This is a genomic window from Cupriavidus sp. 8B (genome assembly GCF_054589115.1).
In genome coordinates this window covers 1-21,116 of record NZ_BAAILO010000090.1, presented here as the reverse complement: position 1 = coordinate 21,116, position 21,116 = coordinate 1, and the positions used below count along the sequence as shown (strand labels likewise).

Annotated in this window: 17 protein-coding genes; 7 read left to right on the top strand and 10 right to left on the bottom strand. The window is 68.1% G+C overall.

What is annotated here, in order from left to right; translation table 11 throughout:
- Positions 1-496 precede the first annotated feature (496 nt).
- The 3 genes from ACYP5B_RS08520 to ACYP5B_RS08510 all read left to right on the top strand — a co-directional run bounded on the left by ACYP5B_RS08520 (position 497) and on the right by ACYP5B_RS08510 (position 3,585).
- Positions 497-1,450, top strand: a complete 954-nt coding sequence (locus ACYP5B_RS08520; protein ID WP_459569289.1) for a Bug family tripartite tricarboxylate transporter substrate binding protein — start codon at positions 497-499, stop codon at positions 1,448-1,450.
- A gap of 72 nt (positions 1,451-1,522) precedes the next feature.
- Entirely contained in the window at positions 1,523-2,722 is a 1,200-nt protein-coding gene (locus ACYP5B_RS08515; protein ID WP_400091812.1) for a CaiB/BaiF CoA transferase family protein, read from the top strand.
- Positions 2,719-3,585 (top strand): citryl-CoA lyase, encoded by an 867-nt coding sequence (locus tag ACYP5B_RS08510; protein ID WP_459569288.1) that lies wholly within the window; start codon positions 2,719-2,721, stop codon positions 3,583-3,585. Before ACYP5B_RS08515 ends, ACYP5B_RS08510 begins: the two co-directional genes overlap by 4 nt.
- A 29-nt stretch (positions 3,586-3,614) precedes the next feature.
- Here the strand turns inward: ACYP5B_RS08510 and ACYP5B_RS08505 are convergent, their stop codons facing one another.
- The 7 genes from ACYP5B_RS08505 to ACYP5B_RS08475 form a co-directional block, all read right to left on the bottom strand.
- Positions 3,615-4,844, bottom strand: coding sequence for a GGDEF domain-containing protein (locus ACYP5B_RS08505; RefSeq protein ID WP_459569287.1), 1,230 nt, complete (start codon positions 4,842-4,844; stop codon positions 3,615-3,617).
- Between the two features lie 234 nt (positions 4,845-5,078).
- Positions 5,079-5,807 (bottom strand): IclR family transcriptional regulator, encoded by a 729-nt coding sequence (locus tag ACYP5B_RS08500; protein ID WP_318237603.1) that lies wholly within the window; start codon positions 5,805-5,807, stop codon positions 5,079-5,081.
- A 145-nt stretch (positions 5,808-5,952) separates the two neighbouring features.
- Positions 5,953-7,560, bottom strand: coding sequence for an FAD-binding oxidoreductase (locus ACYP5B_RS08495; RefSeq protein ID WP_459569286.1), 1,608 nt, complete (start codon positions 7,558-7,560; stop codon positions 5,953-5,955).
- Positions 7,561-7,578: 18 nt separating this feature from the next.
- Positions 7,579-8,052: a hypothetical protein gene (locus ACYP5B_RS08490; protein ID WP_318237605.1), complete on the bottom strand. Its 474-nt coding sequence runs from the start codon at positions 8,050-8,052 to the stop codon at positions 7,579-7,581.
- A gap of 173 nt (positions 8,053-8,225) precedes the next feature.
- Positions 8,226-9,035 (bottom strand): anti-sigma factor family protein, encoded by an 810-nt coding sequence (locus ACYP5B_RS08485; RefSeq protein WP_459569285.1) that lies wholly within the window; start codon positions 9,033-9,035, stop codon positions 8,226-8,228.
- Positions 9,032-9,607, bottom strand: coding sequence for a sigma-70 family RNA polymerase sigma factor (locus ACYP5B_RS08480; protein WP_400091803.1), 576 nt, complete (start codon positions 9,605-9,607; stop codon positions 9,032-9,034). The genes ACYP5B_RS08485 and ACYP5B_RS08480 overlap by 4 nt, the downstream gene beginning before the upstream one ends.
- 46 nt (positions 9,608-9,653) lie before the next feature.
- Positions 9,654-9,815, bottom strand: coding sequence for a hypothetical protein (locus ACYP5B_RS08475; RefSeq protein ID WP_318237608.1), 162 nt, complete (start codon positions 9,813-9,815; stop codon positions 9,654-9,656).
- Positions 9,816-10,508: 693 nt separating this feature from the next.
- Between ACYP5B_RS08475 and ACYP5B_RS08470 the strand changes: the two genes are divergently transcribed.
- From ACYP5B_RS08470 to ACYP5B_RS08460, 3 genes are read left to right on the top strand one after another with little or no spacing between them, the layout of a single operon-like run.
- On the top strand, positions 10,509-11,741 hold the full coding sequence (locus ACYP5B_RS08470; RefSeq protein ID WP_459569284.1) for an efflux RND transporter periplasmic adaptor subunit: 1,233 nt from the start codon (positions 10,509-10,511) through the stop codon (positions 11,739-11,741).
- A 15-nt stretch (positions 11,742-11,756) separates the two neighbouring features.
- Positions 11,757-14,963 (top strand): efflux RND transporter permease subunit, encoded by a 3,207-nt coding sequence (locus ACYP5B_RS08465; protein WP_459569282.1) that lies wholly within the window; start codon positions 11,757-11,759, stop codon positions 14,961-14,963.
- Between the two features lies 1 nt (position 14,964).
- A complete protein-coding gene (locus ACYP5B_RS08460) occupies positions 14,965-16,461 on the top strand; it encodes an efflux transporter outer membrane subunit (protein ID WP_459569281.1) in 1,497 nt (498 codons plus the stop codon).
- Between the two features lie 21 nt (positions 16,462-16,482).
- Here the strand turns inward: ACYP5B_RS08460 and ACYP5B_RS08455 are convergent, their stop codons facing one another.
- The 3 genes from ACYP5B_RS08455 to ACYP5B_RS08445 all read right to left on the bottom strand — a co-directional run bounded on the left by ACYP5B_RS08455 (position 16,483) and on the right by ACYP5B_RS08445 (position 19,690).
- The gene (locus ACYP5B_RS08455; protein WP_459569280.1) at positions 16,483-17,253 is read right to left on the bottom strand and encodes a class I SAM-dependent methyltransferase; all 771 of its coding nucleotides are present in this window, start codon (positions 17,251-17,253) and stop codon (positions 16,483-16,485) included.
- Between the two features lie 101 nt (positions 17,254-17,354).
- A complete protein-coding gene (locus ACYP5B_RS08450; RefSeq protein ID WP_400091794.1) occupies positions 17,355-18,365 on the bottom strand; it encodes a hypothetical protein in 1,011 nt (336 codons plus the stop codon).
- 179 nt (positions 18,366-18,544) lie between these two features.
- Entirely contained in the window at positions 18,545-19,690 is a 1,146-nt protein-coding gene (locus ACYP5B_RS08445) for a 4-hydroxyphenylpyruvate dioxygenase family protein (RefSeq protein WP_459569279.1), read from the bottom strand.
- 434 nt (positions 19,691-20,124) lie between these two features.
- Here ACYP5B_RS08445 and ACYP5B_RS08440 point away from each other — a divergent pair, with 434 nt between their 5' ends.
- Complete coding sequence (locus ACYP5B_RS08440) at positions 20,125-20,958, top strand: shikimate dehydrogenase family protein (protein WP_318237615.1); 834 nt, start codon at positions 20,125-20,127, stop codon at positions 20,956-20,958.
- Positions 20,959-21,116: the final 158 nt, after the last annotated feature.

Sequence of the window (21,116 nt, the reverse complement as noted above, 5' to 3'; positions counted from 1 at the left end):
CGCTTGCCCTCCGAGACAAAACCACGAAACCAGCCACACCCGAAACGGCGCAGCCCCTCGCGCCGCGAACGGCAGATGGCCGAACGCGCACCGCACACGAGGTCAGGGGCCCCACCACGTAACCCATAGGTCATGCAGTTACAATGACCTCCAGGCCGGTAGGACACGCTAGCCAACACTCGGGGCCGTACGACGCAACCACCGAGGCCCAAACAGCCTTATTGCTCTGCCCCCGGCAGGGCGGCTTTCTTCTCGTTAGTCTTCTTTGCCGCGCAAAGAAGAGTGACCGGCAGCCCCCGCAGGGGGATGTCGTATGGCACTTGGGTGCAAAAGCCAACGCCGCCCCAAAAAATCCCCCAAAACCCCAAACCCTTGACATCCCCCCCTCCCCCTCCTATCCTCTCGCATAAATTCCCTAAGTAAGACTGTAGTTCTATTGTACAGAACACAAAAAGCCATCCGGCGGTGCCCAGCACCATCCCAATTCGGAGACACAATGAAACGCTCCCCCATCCGAGCCCTGCTCGCCGCAGGCGCCATCCCTGCTGCCGCGGACACCTATCCGAGCCAGCCGGTGCGCCTGGTGGTGCCCTTCCCCCCGGCCGGCGGCACCGACGTCATGGCACGCCTGGTGTTCAACAAGGTGGGCATGACCACCCACTGGAACGTGGTGGTGGAAAACCGCGCCGGCGCGGGCGGCAATATCGGCATGGACGCGGTGGCCAAAGCCCGCCCGGATGGCTACACGCTCGGCATGGGCCAGACCGCCAACCTGGCGATCAATCCCACGCTGTACCCCAAGATGCCTTACGACGCGGTCAAGGACTTCACCCCGGTGGCGCTGGTTTCCGCGCAGCCGCTGGTGCTGATCGTGCGCAAGGATGCGCCGTACAAGAACCTGGCCGACCTGGTTGCCGCCGGCAAGGGCAAGCAGCTCTCGATGGCGTCGGCCGGCACGGGGACCGTGGGCCACCTGACGGGCGAGATGTTCGCGCGGCGCACGGGCATCAAGATGCTGCATGTGCCGTACAAGGGCGCCTCGCCGGCGCTGACCGACCTGCTGGGCGGCCAGACGGACTTCTACTTCGCCACGCCGCCGATCGCGCTGCCGATGATCAAGGCCGGCAAGCTGCGCGCACTCGGCGTGACCTCGGCCAAGCGCCTGCCGCTGCTGGCTGACGTGCCGACCGTGATCGAAGGTGGCTATGCCGGCTTCCAGGCGGAAGACTGGAAGGCGCTGGTGGCGCCGGCCGGCACGCCGCCGGAGGTGGTCAAGCGCGTCAACGAGGAAATCAACAAGGCCATCGCCCAGCCCGATACCATCGCCAAGATGCGCGAGGAAGGCAGCGAGCCGCGTGGCGGCTCCCCGCAAGACCTGGCCGCGTTCATCAAGGCTGAAAACACCCGCTGGGGCGCCCTCGTGCGCCAGTCCGGCGCCAAGGTAGAGTAACGCCTTCGCGGCCCGCCGCGGCCAGCTTCGCCACTGCGGCGCGCCGCGGCACCGACACCTCAAAGCCTCGCCATGCAAAAACCGCTACGCCATATCCGCGTCCTCGACCTCACCAACGTGCTGGCCGGGCCCTTCTGCTGCCACCAGCTGGCCCATATGGGCGCCGAGGTGATCAAGGTGGAAACGCCCGGCACCGGCGACCTCGCCCGCCAGCTGGGCGCCGACACCGAACTCAACAGCCGGCTGATGGGCGTGTCCTTCCTGGCGCAGAACCCCGGGAAACGCTCCATCACCATCAACCTCAAGCACGCGAGCGGCAAGGAAGTGTTCCGCAAGTTGGTGCAGAGCGCCGACGTGCTGGTGGAGAACTTCCGCCCCGGCGTGATGGACCGCCTGGGGCTGGGCTTCGATGCGCTCAAGCAGATTCATCCCAAGCTGATCTATTGCGCCATTTCCGGCTTCGGGCAGGACGGCCCGTTGTCGGACCTGCCGGCGTACGACCAGATCATCCAGGGCATGTCCGGGGTGATGAGCATCACCGGCGACCCGCAGACCGCACCTTACCGCGTGGGCTACCCGGTCTCCGACACCATCGGCGGCATCACCGCGGCCTTTGCCGTGGCCGCCGCGCTGGCCGATCACCGGCGCACCGAGGGTTACTTCATCGACGTGTCGATGCTGGAAGCCACCCTTGCCACCATGGGCTGGGTGGTGTCCAACTACCTGATCGCCGGCAAGACCCCGGCGCCGATGGGCAACGAGAACATGACGGCCAGCCCGTCGGGCGCCTTCCACACCGGCGAGGGCCTGATCAATATCGCCGCCAACAAGCAGGAGCAGTTCGAGGCCGTCTGCCGCGTGGTGGGCCGCCCGGAGCTCGCCACCGATGCGCGCTTCGCCCAGCGCCAGGCGCGGCTGGCCAACCGGGCCGAGCTGACGCGCGAGCTGGAGACGGAGCTGGCGAAGAAGTCCGCGGATGCGTGGTGGAAACTGTTCAACGAGGCGGGCGTGCCGGCCGGCCCGGTCTACAGCGTGCCGCAAACGCTGGACCACCCGCAGGTGAGCGGGCGCGGCATGATCGGCGAGTTTGCCGACGTGCCCGGCGTAGGCCGCGACATCCGGCTGGTGCGCACGGGCTTCAAGCTCAATGGCGAAGCCCCGTCGGTCGACACCCCGCCGCCGGAGCTCGGCCAGCACACCCGTGAGATCCTCGCCCAGCTCGGCTATGGCGAGGCGGACATCGAAACCCTGCAAAAGGAGCGTGCGGTATGAGCGACCCCACCAAGGCAAACACCGACATCAACGACATCAACGAAGGCCAGCGGCTGTCCCAGGATTGGTGGCGCACCGAGATCATCGACATGCAGCCCGGCGAGATCCGCTACCGCGGCTATCCCATCGAGCAGCTGATCGGCCAGGTGTCGTTCGCGCAGATGATCTGGCTGATGCTGCGCGGCGACCTGCCGGCGCGCGGACAAGGCGAGCTGCTGGACGCCGCGCTGATGTCGGCGGTGGACCATGGCCCGCAAGCACCCAGCATCGCCATCGCCCGCATGGCCGCCACCTGCGGCGTGGGCCTGAACAATGCGATGGCTTCGGCCGTCAACGTGCTGGGCGATGTGCACGGTGGCGCCGGCGAGCAGGCGGTGGAGCTGTACCAGGATGTGGCGCGCCGTATCGACGGCGGCGAGAGCCAGGATGCGGCAGTCAAGGCCGCCCTGGCGGATTACCGCGACCACCACGGCAAGTTCGTCTCCGGATTTGGCCATCGCTTCCATCCGCTGGACCCGCGCGCCCCGCGCCTGCTGGCGCTGGTGGACCAGGCCGCGGCGGATGGTGTGGTCTCGGGCCGCTTCGCCGCCATTGCGCGCGCGGTGGAAGCCGAACTGGGCGCGGGCCGCAGCAAGCCGATTCCCATGAACATCGACGGCGCCACGGCCGTGATCTATGCGGAGCTGGGCTTCCCGGCGCCGCTGGCGCGCGGGCTGTTCTGCCTGTCGCGCTCGGTTGGCATCCTGGCGCACGCCTGGGAGCAGACGCAGCAGGGCGGCCGCAACAAGGGCCCGATCCCGCGCCAGTACATCTGGACTTACGACGGCCACCCGCCCCGGGACGTGCCGACGGCGCAGCACTGACCCGGCAACGGGAACAAGCCTGACCGGCCCTAACGGCTCGGCACGTGGGCGGAGTCGCCCACGTCGCCGGGCACCGGGCGCGTGGATGGCGCCATCCAGGACGCCAGCGCATAGCGGTCCCGGCCAAACTCCTTGGCCGCATAGAGCGCCCGGTCGGCCGCCGCGAACAAGGCGCGCCACAGCCCTTCCACCCCCGCCGCCCCGCCCCGCAGCTCGGCCACGCCGATGCTGACGCTGGCGAACGCCGCCGAGTCGCCGGGCAGCGCAATGCCGCGCACCTTTTTCAGGATCCGGTTGGCCAGCGCGGTGGCCTGGCCTTCGTCGGTATGCGGGCAGAGGATGCAGAATTCCTCGCCGCCGTAGCGGCCAGCCACATCGGAGGCACGCCGCGAGTTGTCGATGGCTTCGGCGATCAGCTTGAGCACGGTGTCGCCGGCATGGTGGCCATGCCGGTCGTTGACCTGCTTGAAATAGTCGATATCGATCACCAGGCAGGACAAAGGCTGGCCGTGGCGCTCCCAGGCCGCCACCAGGCTGGTGGCCGCCTTGTCGAGCGCGCCCCGGTTGAGCAGGCGCGTCAGCGCATCGAGCCTGGCGCCGTTCTCATTGGTGGCGATGACCTGTTCCATGGCCATGACCGTAAACCCGAACAAGCCCAGCAAGGTGGCCACCAGGGGCGCCAGCAGCAAGATCCCGTTGGCGCCGCTGGCATAGAAGGGCCCCGAGGCCACGTTGCCCGCCAGCCCGGCGGCAAAGCCGGCCAAGTGCGTCGCAAGGTGAACGAGACTGGCAATCACCACCAGGGGCGTGCCCACGCTGCGCCGGCCATCGTAGGCATGCAGCAAGGTGACGACTGTCAACACGGCCACCAGGACCAGGCTGCCGTAGCCGATCACATGCATGCGCGCCTGGCCGCCAGCCATGCCGGCGGCGCCAACCAGCGCCAGCCCGGCCGCCGTCACACCCACCGCGAGCGTGCGATCCCACGGCGCCATGCCGAAGTACACCCGCACGCCGCGGTAGATCAGCAGCCTGCCGGCGATAAAGGCAGCCGCCCCGCCCGCGCTGACGTAGACCTGCCTGGCCGAAGCGTTGGCCGCCAGCACCAGCCCGGCCGCCGACACCAGCAGATGCCCGAGCGCCCACAGGCGCCCGGCCGCGCTGGGCCGCAAGGCACCGAGCAGGCCTACCGAAATGGCCAGCGTGCTGGCGTACACCACCACCATGACGACGACAATCGTTTGCTGGTCTAACTGCACGGAATTCCTTTGAAGATACCGTGTTGCCGGTGACGTTGACGGGAGGCTTCAGAGGCAGGCCCGGTTGCGTGGTCCACTTCGCAAAGGCGCATGATATCGCCACGGACGCCGACAGGGCACCCCCGACAAGCCGGGCATCGTCCTGGCTGTCGCTCCCGGCAGACGGTCCGCCGGCCTCGGATCACGGAACAAGCGCCGCGCCCGGAGCCTATTCTTGAACCGCTCTGGGGCAGGTCAGGCCGGAAACGGGAAGGTGCCCCCCAGCGCCAGGGTCAGGTCGCGGGCCGCCCGCAGGACGTGCGCACGGAAGGCCTCGTCGAAGCGCGGCGTCGGGCAGGTCAGGGTCAGCGCGCCCTTGAGCTCACCGTCCGGGCCAAACACCGGCGACGATACGCCGGCAATCTCGGCGAGACGATCCCCAACCATCGCCGCGACGCCCTCTTCCCGGATCTTCTGGTAGATCTCCCCCCGCGCCCCGCTGAATGCACGCAACACGCGGCCACCGGCGCCGCGATTGCGCGGCAGCAGCTCGCCCGCCTTGGCATGGTCGCGCACCGGCTGGGGCGAGTCGACGCGGTACAGGCACAGGCGGTGTTCGCCCTGCTCGACGTGGTAAGCCGCGCTTTCGCGCGTGGCCTGCACCAGCTGGCGCAGCACCGGCATGACGATCAGCTCCAGCGAGAACGAAGCCGAATACACCGAGTTCAGCCGCGCCACTTCCGGGCCCAGCCCGTAGCGGCCATCGGTATGGCGCAGGATCAGCCGGGCATGCTCCAGCGATGCCAGCAGTCGCAGCAGCGTGCTTTTGTAGAGCCCGGTGCGCTGGGCCAGCTCCACCAGGCTCAGCGTGGTGTCGCCCAGGCGGAACGCGGAAAGCACGAACAAGGCCCGGTCCACGGCTACTGCGCCGCCTTCGGCGGCATGCTTGTCGGCTTCGGAGAGCTGGGCGGCTTTACGTGGCATGAAGGAAAAAGGTCGGGAAAGGTGAGGAAAGGGGGGACAGCTGAGCGGCGGCGGCGCGGCGCGGAACGAGGCCGGCATCATCGGCCCAGGAAAGCCAGCGGCATATCCGCACAAAGTTCCACGGTATAGAACGGTACCAGCCTTGTCAATCGGTACCGCAAGCGGGTGCGGAGGGATGCCCGGCGGGCCAGATGCCCTGCTTGCCTGGCGCCAGCATGCCCGCCGGATCGAGCGCATCCTTGAGCCGCTGCACCAGCGCCTGCATGGCATGCCCGTTGAAATCCTGCTGCGCGGCGACCCTGTCCATGAGGTCCAGATGGGCGCGATACAGGCCATAGCCGGCGGCGCCCAGTTCGTCCACCAGGCGATGCGCAAGCGCACGCGCCTGGCTGCGCTGCACCGGGTCGGCCCGATCGAAGATGGCGGCAAAGATGTGGTGCAGGCAGCGCGGCGCGGCGGTAAAGCCGCCGTAGTAGTCAAAGCCATAGGCTGCGGCGCGCTCGCGCACGAGCTGGTATTGCCGCATGGCGTGGGTCCCGGTGGCCGGGCACAGGGGCGACACATCCAGGTGCGCGCCGTCGCCGCCGCACCACGAGAGCATGCGCATGGCCGCCAGGCTGGGCACGCCAAGCAGGCCCACCGCCCCGCCGCCGGGCGGTGGGCTGGCAACGCTGGCGGCGCTGTATGGCCAGGCTGTCAGGCGCGCGCCGTCGATGGCGCCGAATGCCTTGCGCGCGATGCGCCAGCGCGCCTGCACCAGCGCGGGGGGCCCGTACAGCCCGAAACGCAGGTTCCACCAGCCGATATCCAGCGCGCGGATCATGTGGTCCAGCGCCGCCACCGGCATGGGGCCGGCGCCGTCATGCCAGTCGCGGCGCGCCGACACGCTGGCCGCCCAGCGCACCGCGCTCTCGATCACGGCCGGGCCGTGCAGGACGTCGGCCAGCCGCAGCGGGCGCAGCGTTTCCACCACGGCTTCCAGGTCGGCTTCGCGGGCGAAGCTGGCCTGGCACAGCAGGACCGTCTCCGGGGCGGGCATCAGCCAGATGCCCATTTTGGTGACGATGCCAAAATTGGATTGCATGAACAGCCCGTCGAGGCCGGGGCCGTAGCCGTCGCGGTGCAATTGCCAGGCCGAGCCGCCGGCCAGCGCCCCCATGCCGGTGCGCACGATGTCGCCGCTGGCCAGCACCACTTCCATGCCGCACTGCATGGCGGCATGGTCGCCATAGGGCGTGACGCCGATCCCGCGCTCCAGCGTATTGCCGACCACGCTGCCCCAGCCCACCGCCGGCGGATCGACCCACAGCGCGATGCCCTCCCGGTGCAAATAGGCATGGAGGTCGAAATAGCTTACGCCCGGTTCCACCAGCGCATAGGCCAGCGTCGGGTTGACTTCGAGGATGCGGTTCATGCGCCGCAGGTCCAGCACCAGCGTGCCGCGCAGGCGCGGCGCGGGGCCGCCATAGGCCAGGTTGCGGCCGATCGACACCGGCCAGAGCGGCAGGCCAGCGGCGCTAGCCAGGCGCAGCACCGCCTGCACCTGCGTCACGCTGCCCGGCAGCAGCACGGCGGCGGGCGCGAAGGCGTCCGGATCGTCATCGGGCAGTGGCGAGTAGGGATCGAGGTAGGCGGCCAGGCCGGATGGCGCGGACAATACCGCGTCGTCGCCAAGCACCGCGGCGAAGCTGCGCAGGGCCTGCGCGAAGCGCGCGGCCGAGCAATCCGGTGGCAGCGCCTGTGGTGCATTCACATTGGGCGCCCTCCCCCGTCAGTGATGATGGCCACCGCCACCATGGAACCCGCCGTGGAAGCCGCCGCGCGGCGCGCCGACAAAGGACCCGCGCGAACCCCCATGGAAGCCGCCATGGAAGCCCCCGCCCGGGCGCGGCAGGAACACGCGGTGCATGTTGTGCCTGTGGTGAAAGCGGTCGACAAAGATAAAGCTCGCGCCAAACCCGACGCCAACCGGCGCCCAGTACCAAGGGTCATAGTAGTAAGCCGGCTGCGAATACACCACCGCGCCGCCCGAACTATCCACCATCTGCCAGGAGCCATCCGGCTGCAGGCAGGCCAGCCCCACGACCTGTTGCAGGTAGCCGTCGATCTCCACCTGCCCCGCCATCTGCTGGCAAGGCGACGAATAGCCATTCCATGCGTCAGCGGCCACCTCCTGTGCCGCCGCGGGCGCGCTCAGGCCAAGGCCGGCAAGTAATGCGGCCACGGCACCCAGAGCCTTGCTCATGATGTCATCCCGGAATCGAATGCCCGACGTTGCGACGTGCCGGGCCATTGCCCGAGCCGCGTCCCGCGGCACATCGGTTTGCCTGCCGGACCCGCTGGCGCGCTTGCGCGGCGCGCGTTCCCGCGTTGGGTAAACGGATCAGCCTCCCCGTTTATTCCATCTGCATGCCTTCGTCATTGCGCGTTCCCATGCTTTTGCCAGGCCTGCGGATCGCCGCCCAGGCTAGCGCAGACATCGCCGGCGATGGTGCGCAGCCGCGCTTCGGGCAGTTGGCCGGAGAGCGCATAGCCGGCCCCGCCGCTGACCCAGTAAAAGGTGCGGCGATCCGCCTGGCGCAGCACGCCAAGCGTGGCCAGGGCGGGTGCGGCCGGCGTGATGTAGAGCGTGAGCCGCTCGCCGGCCGGGTCCTGGTACATCAACTGGGCGGCCGGGCCTGCCTCGCCCACCAGCAGGCGCCCGCCCAGCAGCGTGAAGCCGTATTCGTCCAGCGAGGGGATGGTGAGCGTACGCGCGAGCCGGCGCGACAACCAGGCGCGCAGGTGCGCCTGGTCGGCAGCGGCCACCTCGACCGGATGGCGCTCTTCGGGCGCGAACACCACATAGGCGGCGTCGGCACGGCGAGCAAACGCCTTGGGGTCCGCGCTGGCGCCGGGAAGCCATGCCACGCCGAGGGCAAGGGCCAGGCCGGCTACCACCCAGCCCGTGGCGGCAAGCGCACGGCGCCACCACGGCATGCTCGCCCGGACCAGCACGTAGCGCAGGTCTGCCGGCAACGGGAACAAGGCCTTGAGCGCGGCGTTCTGCTGGCCATAGTGTTCCGCCAGCTCCGCCGCCCGCGCGTCATGCGCGAGCGCTGCGCGCAAGGCCGCCCCCTCGGCCTCGGGCAATTCGCCGTCCACCAGTGCGCACAGGCGCACCAGGTCGGGAGCGGGTTCGCCGGCGTTCGGGTCAGCGGTGGGGCCGGGACCGCGGTCATCGTTCATGGCGTGTTCCTCACCACCCTTAGCGGCACGTGCCGCTCGCCAGCGCTACCCGTGCCATCGGTCCCGCTAGTCCCGCTGGTCCCGCCAGAGCCGCCCGCGCCATCGGCCAGCAGTGCGCGCAGATGCTCGCGGGCGCGGGACAGGCGCGACATCACCGTGCCCAGCGGCACGTGCAAGACCGCGGCGGCTTCCTGGTAGCGCAGGCCTTCCAGCACGATCAGCAGCAGCACCTCGCGCTGCTCGAGCGGCAGGCGGTACAGCGCACGCTGCACATCGCGCAGCATCAGCCCGTCGACTTCGCTGGCGGGGGCCGCGTGCCGCTGCCATAGCGGATCGGCCGCGTCCACCGCCACTTCGCGGCGCCGGCGCAACTGATCGATAAAGAGGTGGCGCAGCACGGTCAGCATCCAGGCCCGGGCCTGGCTGCCTGCAGGCAGTCGCTTGCCCTGGGCAATCGCGCGCTCCGCGGTGTCCTGCACCAGGTCATCGGCCCACGCCGCGTCGCCGGTGAGCGCGCGCGCATAGCGCCGCAGCTGCGGAAGCCAGACCGCGATGTCGTCGCCAAAGCTCACTGCTGACAGGGCATGGTGCGCGCATCCGCAAGCATCCGGGCGGGGATCAATATCCCCCTCCCCCCATGCCGCCGGTGCCAATTGTGCCGCGGTTGCCATCGCGCGAGGCCGAGGAGCGGCCGGACCCGTCGCCACCGCCATCGGAGGAACAGGCTGCCACCGCCATCAAGGCCAGCAGCAGGGCAGAAACCAGACGGAGCGCTTTCATGTTGGTCTCCTGGTGGGCGGGCTGCATGGCAGCGGCATCGGGCAATGCCGCCACTCAGCCTGGCCCACCCGAGTAAACGCGTGGCGCCCCGGTTTTATTCCGCAACGCGGAGGTATTCCCGCTAGCGGCCGTGCTCGCGCCGCGTGGCCGACATCCGGGCCAGGCCCGTGCGGCACGCGATACTTCGAGACGCTCCTTGCTTTGTCATGCAAGTGATCTAGAGTGGTCTGATGCACCCTTTCGCCGGCTGTGGCGGTGCTGGAAAAGCCACAGTGCACATCGACGCGACGGAGTGATCGCGCAATGGTTGGCATGAGTGCACTGATACGGGCTCGCATCCAGTTTGCGGAAATCACCTTCCTCCACCCTCTTCGCCCTCGTCCCGCCACGCGGCATGGCAAGGTCAGGCATTCAAGCTTTCGCGGCGTCTCCCACACGCCGCGCGAGACTCCGGGCCATCGCTGGCGCCCCGATCCCGGCTCCCATTCGTAACCGGATCCACGACAACCGCCAACCGGCATGCAAGGCCGGGCCGGCAGTTGCTCACCTGCCAAGCGCCAGCCGGCACCACCAATGCCGCCGCGCTGCTTCGATCACCGTGCCATGTAGCGGCCCTGCCTGCCCATGCCAGGCAGCCAGCGCATGCGCGTGTTGGTGCTTCCAGTCCACTTCCACCGATTCCGAGGTCCCTTCATGCGCATCGAGCGGGTTCCCTTTCGCCATATCAGTGCCGCGACGGTTGCCGTAATTCTTGGTGCATGCGGACAGAAGCCCGCCGCGCCGCCGCCGCCGACACTGGAGGTCGGCGTCGTCACCGTCAAGCCGGCCACCGTACCTGTCATATCCGAACTGCCGGGCCGCACCAGCGCGTTCCTGGTGGCGCAGGTGCGCGCGCGGGTGGACGGCATCGTGCTGCGCCGCGAGTTCACCGAGGGCGACGAAGTCAAGCTGGGCCAGCGCCTCTACAAGATCGACCCCACGCCCTACATTGCGGCGCTCAACAATGCCAAGGCCGCGCTGGCGAAGGCACAAGCCAACGTGGGCACGCAGAACGCACTGGTCCAGCGCTACAAGGTCCTGGTGGCGGCCAACGCCGTGAGCAGGCAGGACTACGACAACGCCGTGGCGGCGCTGGGCCAGGCCGTCGCCGACGTAGCCTCGGGCAAGGCCGGCGTGGAAACCGCACAGATCAACCTGGGCTACACCGATGTCGTGTCCCCCATCACCGGGCGCAGCGGCTTGTCGCAGGTCACGCCGGGTGCCTACGTGCAGGCCAGCCAGGCCACGCTGCTGACCACGGTGCAGCAACTGGACCCGGTCTACGTCAACCTGACGCAATCGAGCGTCGAGGGGCTGCGGCTGCGCCGCCAGATCCAGGAGGGCCGCCTGCAGACCGCCGGCGCCAATGCCGCCAAGGTCACGTTGCTGCTGGAGGACGGGCGCGCCTATCCGCAGCCCGGCAAGCTCCAGTTCACCGACGTGAGCGTGGACCAGAGCACGGGATCCGTTACGGTGCGCGCGATCTTCCCGAACAAGGAACGCGTGCTGCTGCCCGGGATGTTCGTGCGCGCGCGCATCGACCAGGGTGTCAACGACAAGGCCATCGTCGTGCCCCAGATCGGCGTCACGCATGACGCGAAAGGGCAGGCGGTGGTGCTTGTCGTCAGCCAGGACAACAAGGTGACGCAACGCCAGATCGTCACCACCGGCACCTATGGCAGCGGCTGGGTGGTGGACAGCGGCCTGCAGCCCGGCGATCGCGTGATCGTCAACGGCGTGGAAAAAGCCAAGCCCGGCATGACGGTCAAGCCGGTCGAAGCCCAGGTACCGGCGCCGCCGGCCTCCGGCGCGCAGGCCATGCCTGCCGCCAGCGCGCCAGCGGCATCGGCGCCTTCCGCCGCCTCGGCAGCATCGCCCGCCCAATAACCGGGAGCCAGCTTCATGGCAAAGTTCTTTATCGACCGGCCGATTTTTGCGTGGGTAATCGCGATCATCCTGATGCTGACCGGCTTCGCCGCGACCACCACGCTGCCCATTGCCCAGTACCCCACGATTGCCCCACCGGCCGTGCAGATCAGCGCCACCTATCCCGGCGCTTCGGCCAAGACCGTCGAAGACACCGTCACGCAGGTGATCGAGCAACAGATGAGCGGCCTGGACCACCTGCTGTACCTGTCGTCGACCAGCGACGACTCCGGCACCGCCACCATCACGCTGACCTTCGCGGCCGGCACCAACCCGGACATCGCGCAGGTCCAGGTGCAAAACAAGCTGCAGCTGGCCACCCCGTTGCTGCCGCAGGCCGTGCAGCAACTGGGCACCAAGGTCACCAAATCGAGCAGCAGCTTTTTGCTGATCCTTGCCTTTGTGTCCAAGGACGGCAGCATGGGCCGCTACGACCTGGCGAACTACGTCGCGTCGAAGGTGCTGGACCCGGTCAGCCGGATCGACGGCGTCGGCACGGTGACGCTGTTCGGCACGCAGTACGCCATGCGGATCTGGCTCGATGCGACCAAGCTGAACAACTACAGCCTGACCCCGATCGACATCAGGACCGCGGTGGCCGCGCAGAACGTGCAGGTTGCCGGCGGCAGCCTGGGCGGCACGCCGTCGGTGCCGGGCCAGATGCTGCAAGCTACCATCACCGAGGCCACGTTGCTGCAAACCCCCGCGCAGTTCGGCAATATCCTGCTCAAGGTGAATACCGACGGCTCGCAGGTGCGCCTGAGGGATGTGGCGCGCATCGAGCTGGGCGGCGAGAACTACAACTTCGACACCAAGTACAACGGCCAGCCGACCGCGGCCTTCGGCATCCAGCTCGCCACCGGCGCCAACGCGCTGGCCACGGCCAAGGCGGTGCGCGCCAGGATGGCCGACCTGCAGCGCTACGCGCCGCAAGGCGTGGTGGTGGAGTATCCGTACGACATCACGCCGTTCATCACGCTGTCGATCGAGGAAGTGGTCAAGACGCTGATCGAGGGCATCGTGCTGGTGTTCCTGGTGATGTACCTGTTCCTGCAGAACCTGCGCGCCACGTTGATCCCGACCATCGCGGTGCCCGTGGTGCTGCTGGGCACGTTCGCGGTGATGTCGGTGGTTGGATTCTCGATCAACACGCTATCGATGTTCGGCATGGTGCTGGCCATCGGCCTGCTGGTGGACGATGCGATCGTGGTGGTGGAAAACGTCGAGCGGGTCATGGCCGAGGAAGGCTTGTCGCCGCGCGACGCCACGCGCAAGGCCATGGAGCAGATCACCGGCGCGCTGGTGGGCGTGGCGCTGGTGCTGTCGGCGGTGTTCGTGCCGGTGGCATTCTCCGGCGGCTCGGTGGGGGCGATCTACCGACAGTTCTCGCTGACCATCGTTGCCGCCATGGTGCTGTCCGTATTGGTGGCCCTGATCCTGACGCCGGCGCTGTGCGCGAGCATGCTCGAGCCGATCCCGAAAGGCCACCACGACGAAAAGACCGGCTTCTTCGGCTGGTTCAACCGCACCTTCGCCAAGAGCCAGCAGAAGTACCACGGCGGCGTGGAGCACGTGATCCGGCGCTCGGGCCGCTGGCTGGCCATCTACCTGATGGTGATCCTGGTGGTGGGCTTCCTGTTCGTGCGGCTGCCGAAAGCCTTCCTGCCCGAAGAGGACCAGGGCACCATGTTCGTGCTGGTGCAGGCGCCCGTGGGTTCCACGCAGGAGCGTACCGCCAAGGTGCTGCTGGATGTGCAGGAGTACCTGCTCAACAGCGAGAAGGAATCGGTGGAAGCCGTGCTGACGGTCAACGGCTTCAGCTTTGCCGGCCGCGGCCAGAACTCGGGCCTGGTGTTCGTGCGGCTGAAGGACTTCTCCAAGCGGGAGTCCACGAACCTGAAGGCACCCGCTTTGGTCGGGCGGATTTTCAAGCACTTCGCGGGATACACGGACGCCAACGTGTTCCCGTTGAATCCCCCTTCCATTCCCGAACTCGGCACGGCCGCGGGCTTTGACTTCGAGCTGCAGGATCGCGCCGGCGTGGGCCACGACAAGCTGATGCAGGCGCGCAACATGATGCTCGGCATCGCGGCCAAAGACCCGCTGCTGGCGCAGGTGCGCCCGAACGGCCTGAACGACACGCCGCAGTTCAAGGTCGATATCGACCGCGAAAAAGCCAATGCGCTGAGCGTGACCGCCGCCGACATCGACCAGACCTTCTCCACCGCCTGGGCGTCGCTATACGTCAACAACTTCCTCGACACCGACAACCGGATCAAGAAGGTCTACGTGCAAGGCGAACCGAGGTTCCGCATGAACCCCGAGGACCTGAACACCTGGTACGTGCGCAATGCGTCCGGCACCATGGTGCCGTTCGGCGCCTTCGGTTCGGGGAACTGGATCTATGGCTCCCCCAAGCTGGAGCGCTTCAACGGCATCCCGGCGGTCGAGATCCAGGGCGCGGCCGCGGCCGGCAAATCGACCGGCCAGGCGATGAACGCCATGGAAGCCATCGCGGCGAAGCTGCCCGACGGCATCGGCTACGAATGGACCGGCTTGTCGTACCAGGAGCGCCAGTCCGGCTCGCAGGCGCCGCTGCTCTACGGCATCTCCATCCTGGTCGTGTTCCTTTGCCTGGCCGCGCTGTATGAAAGCTGGTCGATCCCGTTCTCGGTGATCATGGTGGTGCCGCTGGGCATCCTGGGCGCACTGCTGGCCGCCACCCTGCGCGGGCTGGAAAACGACGTCTTCTTCCAGGTCGGCCTGCTGACCACGGTGGGGCTGTCGGCAAAGAACGCCATCCTGATCGTGGAGTTCGCCCGTGACCTGCGCGACCAGGGCATGAGCACCATCGATGCGGCGGTGGAGGCGGCACGCCTGCGCTTGCGCCCGATCCTGATGACGTCGCTCGCCTTCATCCTTGGCGTGCTGCCCCTGGCGCTGAGCAACGGCGCCGGCTCCGGCAGCCAGCATGCGATCGGCACCGGGGTGATCGGCGGGATGCTGACCGCCACCTTCCTCGCGATCTTCATGATCCCGATGTTCTTCGTCGTGATCGGCAAGTTCAGCAAGACCAAGAACAAGCCCGGGTCGCCACCCGTGCCCGCCCCGTCCGGCCATGCGGGCGGCGGCCATGACGATGGCAGCGATGGCAGCGCCGGCACGCCTGGTCAAGGACATTGAGATGCCCAGACTCGCATTGATCGCCACCGCCGCCATCCTGGCCGCTGGCTGCACGCTCCAGCCGCGCTACGAGCGCCCCGCCGCCCCCGTTGCCCCTACCTTCCCGGCCGGCGGCGTCTACGACACGCAGCCGGAGGCCGCCAGCGCCGCGGCCAGCGCGCCGGCACCGGAGATCGGCTGGCGGGACTTCTTTGCCGATGCGCGCCTGCAGCGCCTGCTGGCGCTCGCGCTCAAGAACAACCGCGACCTGCGCGTGTCGGTACTGAACATGGAGGCGGCGCGCGCGCAGTACCAGATCACCCGCGCGGGCCTGTTGCCCTCGGTCAACGCGGTGGCCTCGCAGAGCCGCTCGCGCACGCCGGAGAACCTGTCATTCGCCGGCAGGACCATCTCCAACGAATATTCGGTCGGCCTCAGCGCGTCGTGGGAAATCGACTTCTTCGGCCGCATCCGCAGCCTGAAGGACCAGGCGCTCGCGCAGTTCCTGTCGCTGTCGGAGAGTCGCAAGGCGGCAGAGCTGGCCTTGCTGTCGTCGGTGGCGAACCAGTACCTCACCATGCTCAGCTACGACGACGCGCTGGCCGTCACGCGCGGCACGCTGGTCACGGCCGAGGAGTCGTTCCGCATCACCAGCCTGCAGTTTGAAGTCGGCACGGGCTCGGAGCTGGCCCTGCGCCAGGCCGAAGGCGTGGTCGAGCAGGCGCGCGCCAACCTGGAAACGGAAAGCCGCTTGCGCGCGCAAGCGGAGAACGCGCTGGTGCTGCTGGTAGGCGAGCCGCTGCCGGACGACCTGCCGCCAGGCCTGCCGCTCAACACCCAGTCCCTGCTGGTCGATATCCCGGCGGGCCTGCCGTCCGACCTGCTGACACGGCGCCCGGACATCCTTGCCGCGGAGCAAGCGCTGCGGGCGGCCAACGCCAATATCGGCGCGGCGCGCGCAGCGTTTTTCCCGCGCGTGACGCTGACCGGCAGCGCGGGCACGCTGTCGCCAACGCTGGGCGGCTTGTTCAAGCCGGGCTCCGGCGCCTGGTCGTTCGCGCCGCAGATCACGCTGCCGATCTTCCAGGGCGGCGCCAGTGTCGCCGCGCTGGACCTGGCTCAGGTACAGAAGCGCATCGAAATCGCGACCTACGAGAAAGCCATCCAGACGGCCTTTCGCGAAGTGTCGGATGGCCTGGCGGCGCGCGGGACCTATGACAACCAGATCAAGGCGCTCGAACGCTTCACCAGCTCGCAAGAGCGGCGGCTGGTGCTGTCGGACCTGCGCTTTCGCAACGGGGTGGACAGCTACCTGAGCGTGCTGACCGCGCAGAACGACCTCTACAGCGCGCAGTTGCTGCTGATCAGCGCCCGGCTGCAACGGCTGATCAACCTGGTCGATCTCTACCAGTTCCTCGGTGGCGGCTGGATCGAGCACGCGGGCGACACGCCCCGCCCCTCGGACGCCCCGGCCGACTACAGCGCGAACGCGCCGGGGCCGGCCGCGGCAGCGCCGTAGCGTGCCGCCGCTGCATTCCTGTTACGCCAGCCGCTGGCAGCTATACGCCTCGGTCCGGTAGGGAAACGCCACGCTGGCCTTGCCGGCCAGCGCCGGGATTGCGTCGATCACCGCAAGCAGCCGGGCGCGCACCGCATCCTGCTCCGCGGCCGGCAGCGAGGCAATGAAGCTTACCGACATCACCCGGTCCACGATCACCTGCTGCGCGGGGCCTACGTGCTCGTAAGGCAGGCTGGCCAGGCCCAGCTCGCCGAACCCGCTGGCCGGAAAGACCTGCTTCCAGTCGCCCTTGTAGAAGCGCGGCGCGTCGCCCTCGAACGGGGTCATGATGGCGGTCAGCTGCGCCACCCAGTCGACCGATTCGTCGCGCACGTTCCACACCAGGCCGAGCTTGCCGCCCGGGCGCAGCACACGGCCGATCTCGGCCATGGCCGCGGCGTTGGCAAACCAGTGGAACGCCTGCGCGCAGGCCACCGCATCGACGCTGGCGTCGGGCAGCGGGATGGCCTCGGCCGTGCCCTCCAGTGCTTGCACGGCAGGCAAGGCGGCGCTTAGCTGGGCCCGCATCGCCGCCACGGGCTCGACCGCGATCACGCTGGCGCCGGTGGCCAGCAACAGGTGGCTGAACTTGCCGGTGCCGGCGCCCAGGTCCAGCACGGTCTTGCCGGGCCGCAGGCCGAGCTCCGTCGTCAGCCAGGCGCCAAGCGCGCTCGGATAGTCGGGGCGCCCGCGGGCGTAGGTATCGGCCTGGCTGGAGAAGCCCTGGGCAGCGGCGTGGTGGATGTCGGTCATGGGTGCGCGTCTCTCTCTTTCTCTCGTGCGTTGGACAGGCACTCCGGAGCCAACCCGATGCAGCAGCGGCCCTGGAAGTGCAGGGAGTGGAGGAAGTGTGACTAGAACGAAGGTACCGGGTTCGCGCCCTGGCTCACCAGGTACTTGCCGTCCTGGAAGCGATAGCGCACCACCGCGTCGAGCGATTTGCGCCGCGGCTTGCCCGCGCCTCCCGGTAATTTGACCTCCTGGCCCTGGAAGGTCACGGTCAGGTCGCCCGGGGTGTCCGCGCCAAGGGCAAATGCCGGTTTGCCTTCTACCGCATAGCAGACCTGCTCGCCGGCGTCCTGGCTATCCGTGCCGCGTTCCGCGAGCACATCAGACTTGCCTGACAGCGCCTCGTTGCATGGCTCGAGCGCGCCGGAATTCTCCGCGCTCATGGCCACGCCGCCCAGCAGGGTGGAGATCTGCCCCGGTTCCAGGCGATAGACCGACGCCCAGCTGCCGCAATAGCCTTGCCAGCAGCTGCCCCAGGTCAGGGTGAGCGCAAAGTCCGTGGCCGATATCCTTGCGACCGACGACTGGCCGAGCGCGCCTTCCACGCCGGTATAGTCAACCCCGTCGACGCGCCGGCTTAGCTGCCAGCCGCCGGCGCCTTCGCCATTGGCGCTGGCATTGCGCGTGAAAAAGTACGCGCCCAGCCAGGCGCCCGCCGCGTGGCTGTCGTTGCGCGTGCCACCTTCATCCACCACCACGCCCTCGGTCAGCATCACGGCATGGGTGTCATCCAGCCGGATCACCTGGATCGGCTTGACATCGATGGTGTCCTCCACCAGCGGCGCCTCGCCCTTGCCCTTGTAGTCCAGGTCGGGCAAGGCGGCATGCACCACGCGGCCTTTGTCGTCGTCGCGCCAGGCGGGAAAAGCCAGCAGGATCAAGGCCTCGCGCTTGAGGCTGTCGGCCTGCGCAACCGCGGCGGAGGCCTGCGCGGACGAAGCGCCAGCCGCCGCGGGCGGGGCGTCATGCCGCGAGCAGGCGGGCAAACCGAGACAAAGCGCCAGGGCCGGCGCCAGCATCAGCCGGGCAATACGTCGGGAATCCGGAGGGACGGCGCGAAGGGAGCGGAGAGTCATGTTGACGGCGGACGCAAAGGCCGCGGCTGCACGGCCAGGAATGGGAAGGCGGGAATGAAGCAAGGCGACATCGCCACGCGGCGAAAAGCGCGCACCGCACTATCCGCGAGCCGGTCCGCGCCGTCAAGGCGGGCCGGCTGCCTTCAGGGCAAACAGGGCAAACGAGACCAGCCAGGCCATCAAGCCGGCGCTATCGGCGTAGCGCCAGAGGCCATGGCCGCCGCCAGCGCGGGCAGATTGCCCTCGCCGAAGCCATGGTAATTGTCGCGCTGGACGATTTCGAAGAAGAACTCACCGGCCTCGCGGCGGGCAAAGGCTTGCAGGAAGGTCTCGCGCGTGCCGTCGTCGCGCAGCGCACCGTCCACCAGGATGCCATAGCGCCGCAAGGCCGCGAGATCCAGCCCATGTCCCGGCACGCGCGCGTCCACGGTATCATAGTAGGCCACGGGCGGCTCGACGAAGCGCACCCCGTTGCGCGCCAGCGCGGCGGCGCTGGCCACCAGGTCGTCGGTCGCCAGCGCAATGTGCTGGATGCCCTCGCCGTGATGCCCTGACAGGTAGTGCTCCATCTGGTCGTGGCGCTGCGTGCCTTTCTCGTAGATCGGGATGCGGATCAGGCCGCAGGGCGAGAGCAGCACGCGGGAATCGCTCGCGACATGCCAGCCGGCATTGACCTCATGGATCTCGCGAAAGCCCAGCACCTTGCGATAAAAATCCAGCCACTCTTCCAGATGCCCGGGATCGACCGCCTGCGTCACATGGTCCACGCGGGCCAGGCCGGCGCCGGCGGTGGGCGCGGCAGTGTCAGTGGCGGCAGGCGCCAGCGCGCGGAAATCGACGTCGTAGATGGAGATGTCGCCCACGTCGCCGGGCCGCCCCTCCTTGCCGCGCCAGCGGTCGATAAAGTAGATGATGGAGCGGCCGATGCCCTGGATGGCCGGGATGTTCAGCTCCATGGGGCCGACCGTGCCGGCCTCGAACGGCCACGCACCGGCATCGACCGCGCGCGCGAACGCCGTTGCGGCATCGCTCACGCGAATGCCGACCGCGCAGATCGAGAGACCATATTCGGAGGCATAGCGGGTGGCGAAGGAATCAGGCTCCGCGTCGACGATGAAATTCATCTCGCCCTGGCGGAACAGCTTCACGTTCTTGTGCCGGTGCTGGGCAATGGCATGAAAGCCAAAACGCTCGAAGGTGCGCCCAAGCGCCACGGGATCGGGGGACGCAAATTCGACGAACTCATAACCCATGATGCCCAGCGGGTTCTCCCAAGGCTGGAAATCGTCGGCGCGCGGCGAAAAAACGTCTGCCGGTCGGCTCATGTCTGCTCCTTTTAATGTGGTCCGTGGTGGCTGCGGGTGTTAGCCATCATAGCAAGGGCCTTGGCTTCGCTCTAGCCCGGGCGCCGTATCCCTCGCGCCGCCGTGCCGGGGTGGGCACGGCGGCAGCCGAAGCGTAGCCGGCGCCCCGGCCGCCAACAATGGCAGCACCCCGGCCAGCCGCGCTATTCGTGCGCGAGCGCACGATGAACGCACGAATCAAGGGTAAACCCCTGCATTCGATAACGCCCCGGCTAAGGGGCCCCATCCACCGGGGCAAACCCGAGTTTCGCGCCATAAGCGCGCATATACGTGCGCCTATCGCGCGTAGTGCAACTTGAATCTCTTGGTTCGCTTCACTTCACCCCCTAAGCTTGCGCTACCCATATCGCTTCCGCCTGGCGGGATAGACGGCAACACGGACCCCAGACCCCATCATGATCGACGGCAAGACCACCCTCATCGCCCACATCGGCTACCCCACCGAGTCCTTCAAGGCCCCGATGATCTACAACCCCTGGTTCGCGCAGCGCGGCATCAATGCCGTGGTGGTGCCCATGGGCCTGAAAGCCGAGCACTTCGCCGATGGCTTCCGCGCGCTGTTCCGGCTGACCAACCTGCGCGGCGCACTCATCACCATGCCGCACAAGGTCTCCACCATGGAGCTGGTGGACGCGCTCACCCCGACGGCCCGCATCGCCGGCGCCTGCAACGCGGTACTGCTGCGCGATGACGGCACCTTGCTCGGCGATCAGTTCGATGGCGCGGGCTTCGTGCGCGGCATCCAGCGCAAAGGCTGCCAACTGGAGGGCGCCAGCGTGCTGGTGTCCGGCTGCGGAGGCGTCGGCTCGGCCATCGCCGCGTCGCTGGCCGGCGCCGGCGTGGCGCGGCTAGGCCTGTTCGATGCGCGCGACGCCTCGGCGCAGGCACTGGCCACGCGGCTGCAGGCGCACTACCCGCAATTGCAGGTAAGCACGGGCTCGAACGATCCCGCCGGCTATGAACTGGTGGTCAACGCCACGCCGCTGGGCATGAACGAGGCCGACCCCCTGCCCTTCGATGTCAGCCGCATCGACCCGCAAGCGTGGGTGGGCGAGGTCGTGATGAAGACGGAGTACACGCCGCTGCTGCGCGCGGCGCTGGAGCGCGGCTGCCAGGTCCAGGTAGGCACGGACATGTTGTTCGAGATGATTCCCGCTTATCTCGAATTCTTCGGCTTTGGCACGGCCACCGCCGAGGAGTTGCGCGCCGTAGCCAGGATCGCTTACTGAACACAGCTTGGCAACAGCACACGGCCGGGCGTCATGGCCGGCGTCCGGCACAAGTTCTGACGCGTCAACTACCCCGGCCTAAAAAGGCCGGAGCTTGCAAAGGCAACTGAACAAGCTCGGGTTGACCAGGCAAAGCGGTAACCAACCCGCTACGTTGC

Excerpts from the sequence above, each read along its gene's own strand:
- ACYP5B_RS08510 (WP_459569288.1), top strand. The coding sequence starts at position 2,719 with ATGAGCGACCCCACCAAGGCAAACACCGACATCAACGACATCAACGAA.
- ACYP5B_RS08470 (WP_459569284.1), top strand. The coding sequence starts at position 10,509 with ATGCGCATCGAGCGGGTTCCCTTTCGCCATATCAGTGCCGCGACGGTT.
- ACYP5B_RS08500 (WP_318237603.1), bottom strand. The coding sequence starts at position 5,807 with ATGCCACGTAAAGCCGCCCAGCTCTCCGAAGCCGACAAGCATGCCGCC.
- ACYP5B_RS08465 (WP_459569282.1), top strand. The coding sequence starts at position 11,757 with ATGGCAAAGTTCTTTATCGACCGGCCGATTTTTGCGTGGGTAATCGCG.
- ACYP5B_RS08475 (WP_318237608.1), bottom strand. The coding sequence starts at position 9,815 with ATGAAAGCGCTCCGTCTGGTTTCTGCCCTGCTGCTGGCCTTGATGGCG.
- ACYP5B_RS08485 (WP_459569285.1), bottom strand. The coding sequence starts at position 9,035 with ATGAACGATGACCGCGGTCCCGGCCCCACCGCTGACCCGAACGCCGGC.
- ACYP5B_RS08490 (WP_318237605.1), bottom strand. The coding sequence starts at position 8,052 with ATGAGCAAGGCTCTGGGTGCCGTGGCCGCATTACTTGCCGGCCTTGGC.
- ACYP5B_RS08450 (WP_400091794.1), bottom strand. The coding sequence starts at position 18,365 with ATGACTCTCCGCTCCCTTCGCGCCGTCCCTCCGGATTCCCGACGTATT.
- ACYP5B_RS08520 (WP_459569289.1), top strand. The coding sequence starts at position 497 with ATGAAACGCTCCCCCATCCGAGCCCTGCTCGCCGCAGGCGCCATCCCT.
- ACYP5B_RS08460 (WP_459569281.1), top strand. The coding sequence starts at position 14,965 with ATGCCCAGACTCGCATTGATCGCCACCGCCGCCATCCTGGCCGCTGGC.
- ACYP5B_RS08455 (WP_459569280.1), bottom strand. The coding sequence starts at position 17,253 with ATGACCGACATCCACCACGCCGCTGCCCAGGGCTTCTCCAGCCAGGCC.
- ACYP5B_RS08445 (WP_459569279.1), bottom strand. The coding sequence starts at position 19,690 with ATGAGCCGACCGGCAGACGTTTTTTCGCCGCGCGCCGACGATTTCCAG.
- ACYP5B_RS08440 (WP_318237615.1), top strand. The coding sequence starts at position 20,125 with ATGATCGACGGCAAGACCACCCTCATCGCCCACATCGGCTACCCCACC.
- ACYP5B_RS08515 (WP_400091812.1), top strand. The coding sequence starts at position 1,523 with ATGCAAAAACCGCTACGCCATATCCGCGTCCTCGACCTCACCAACGTG.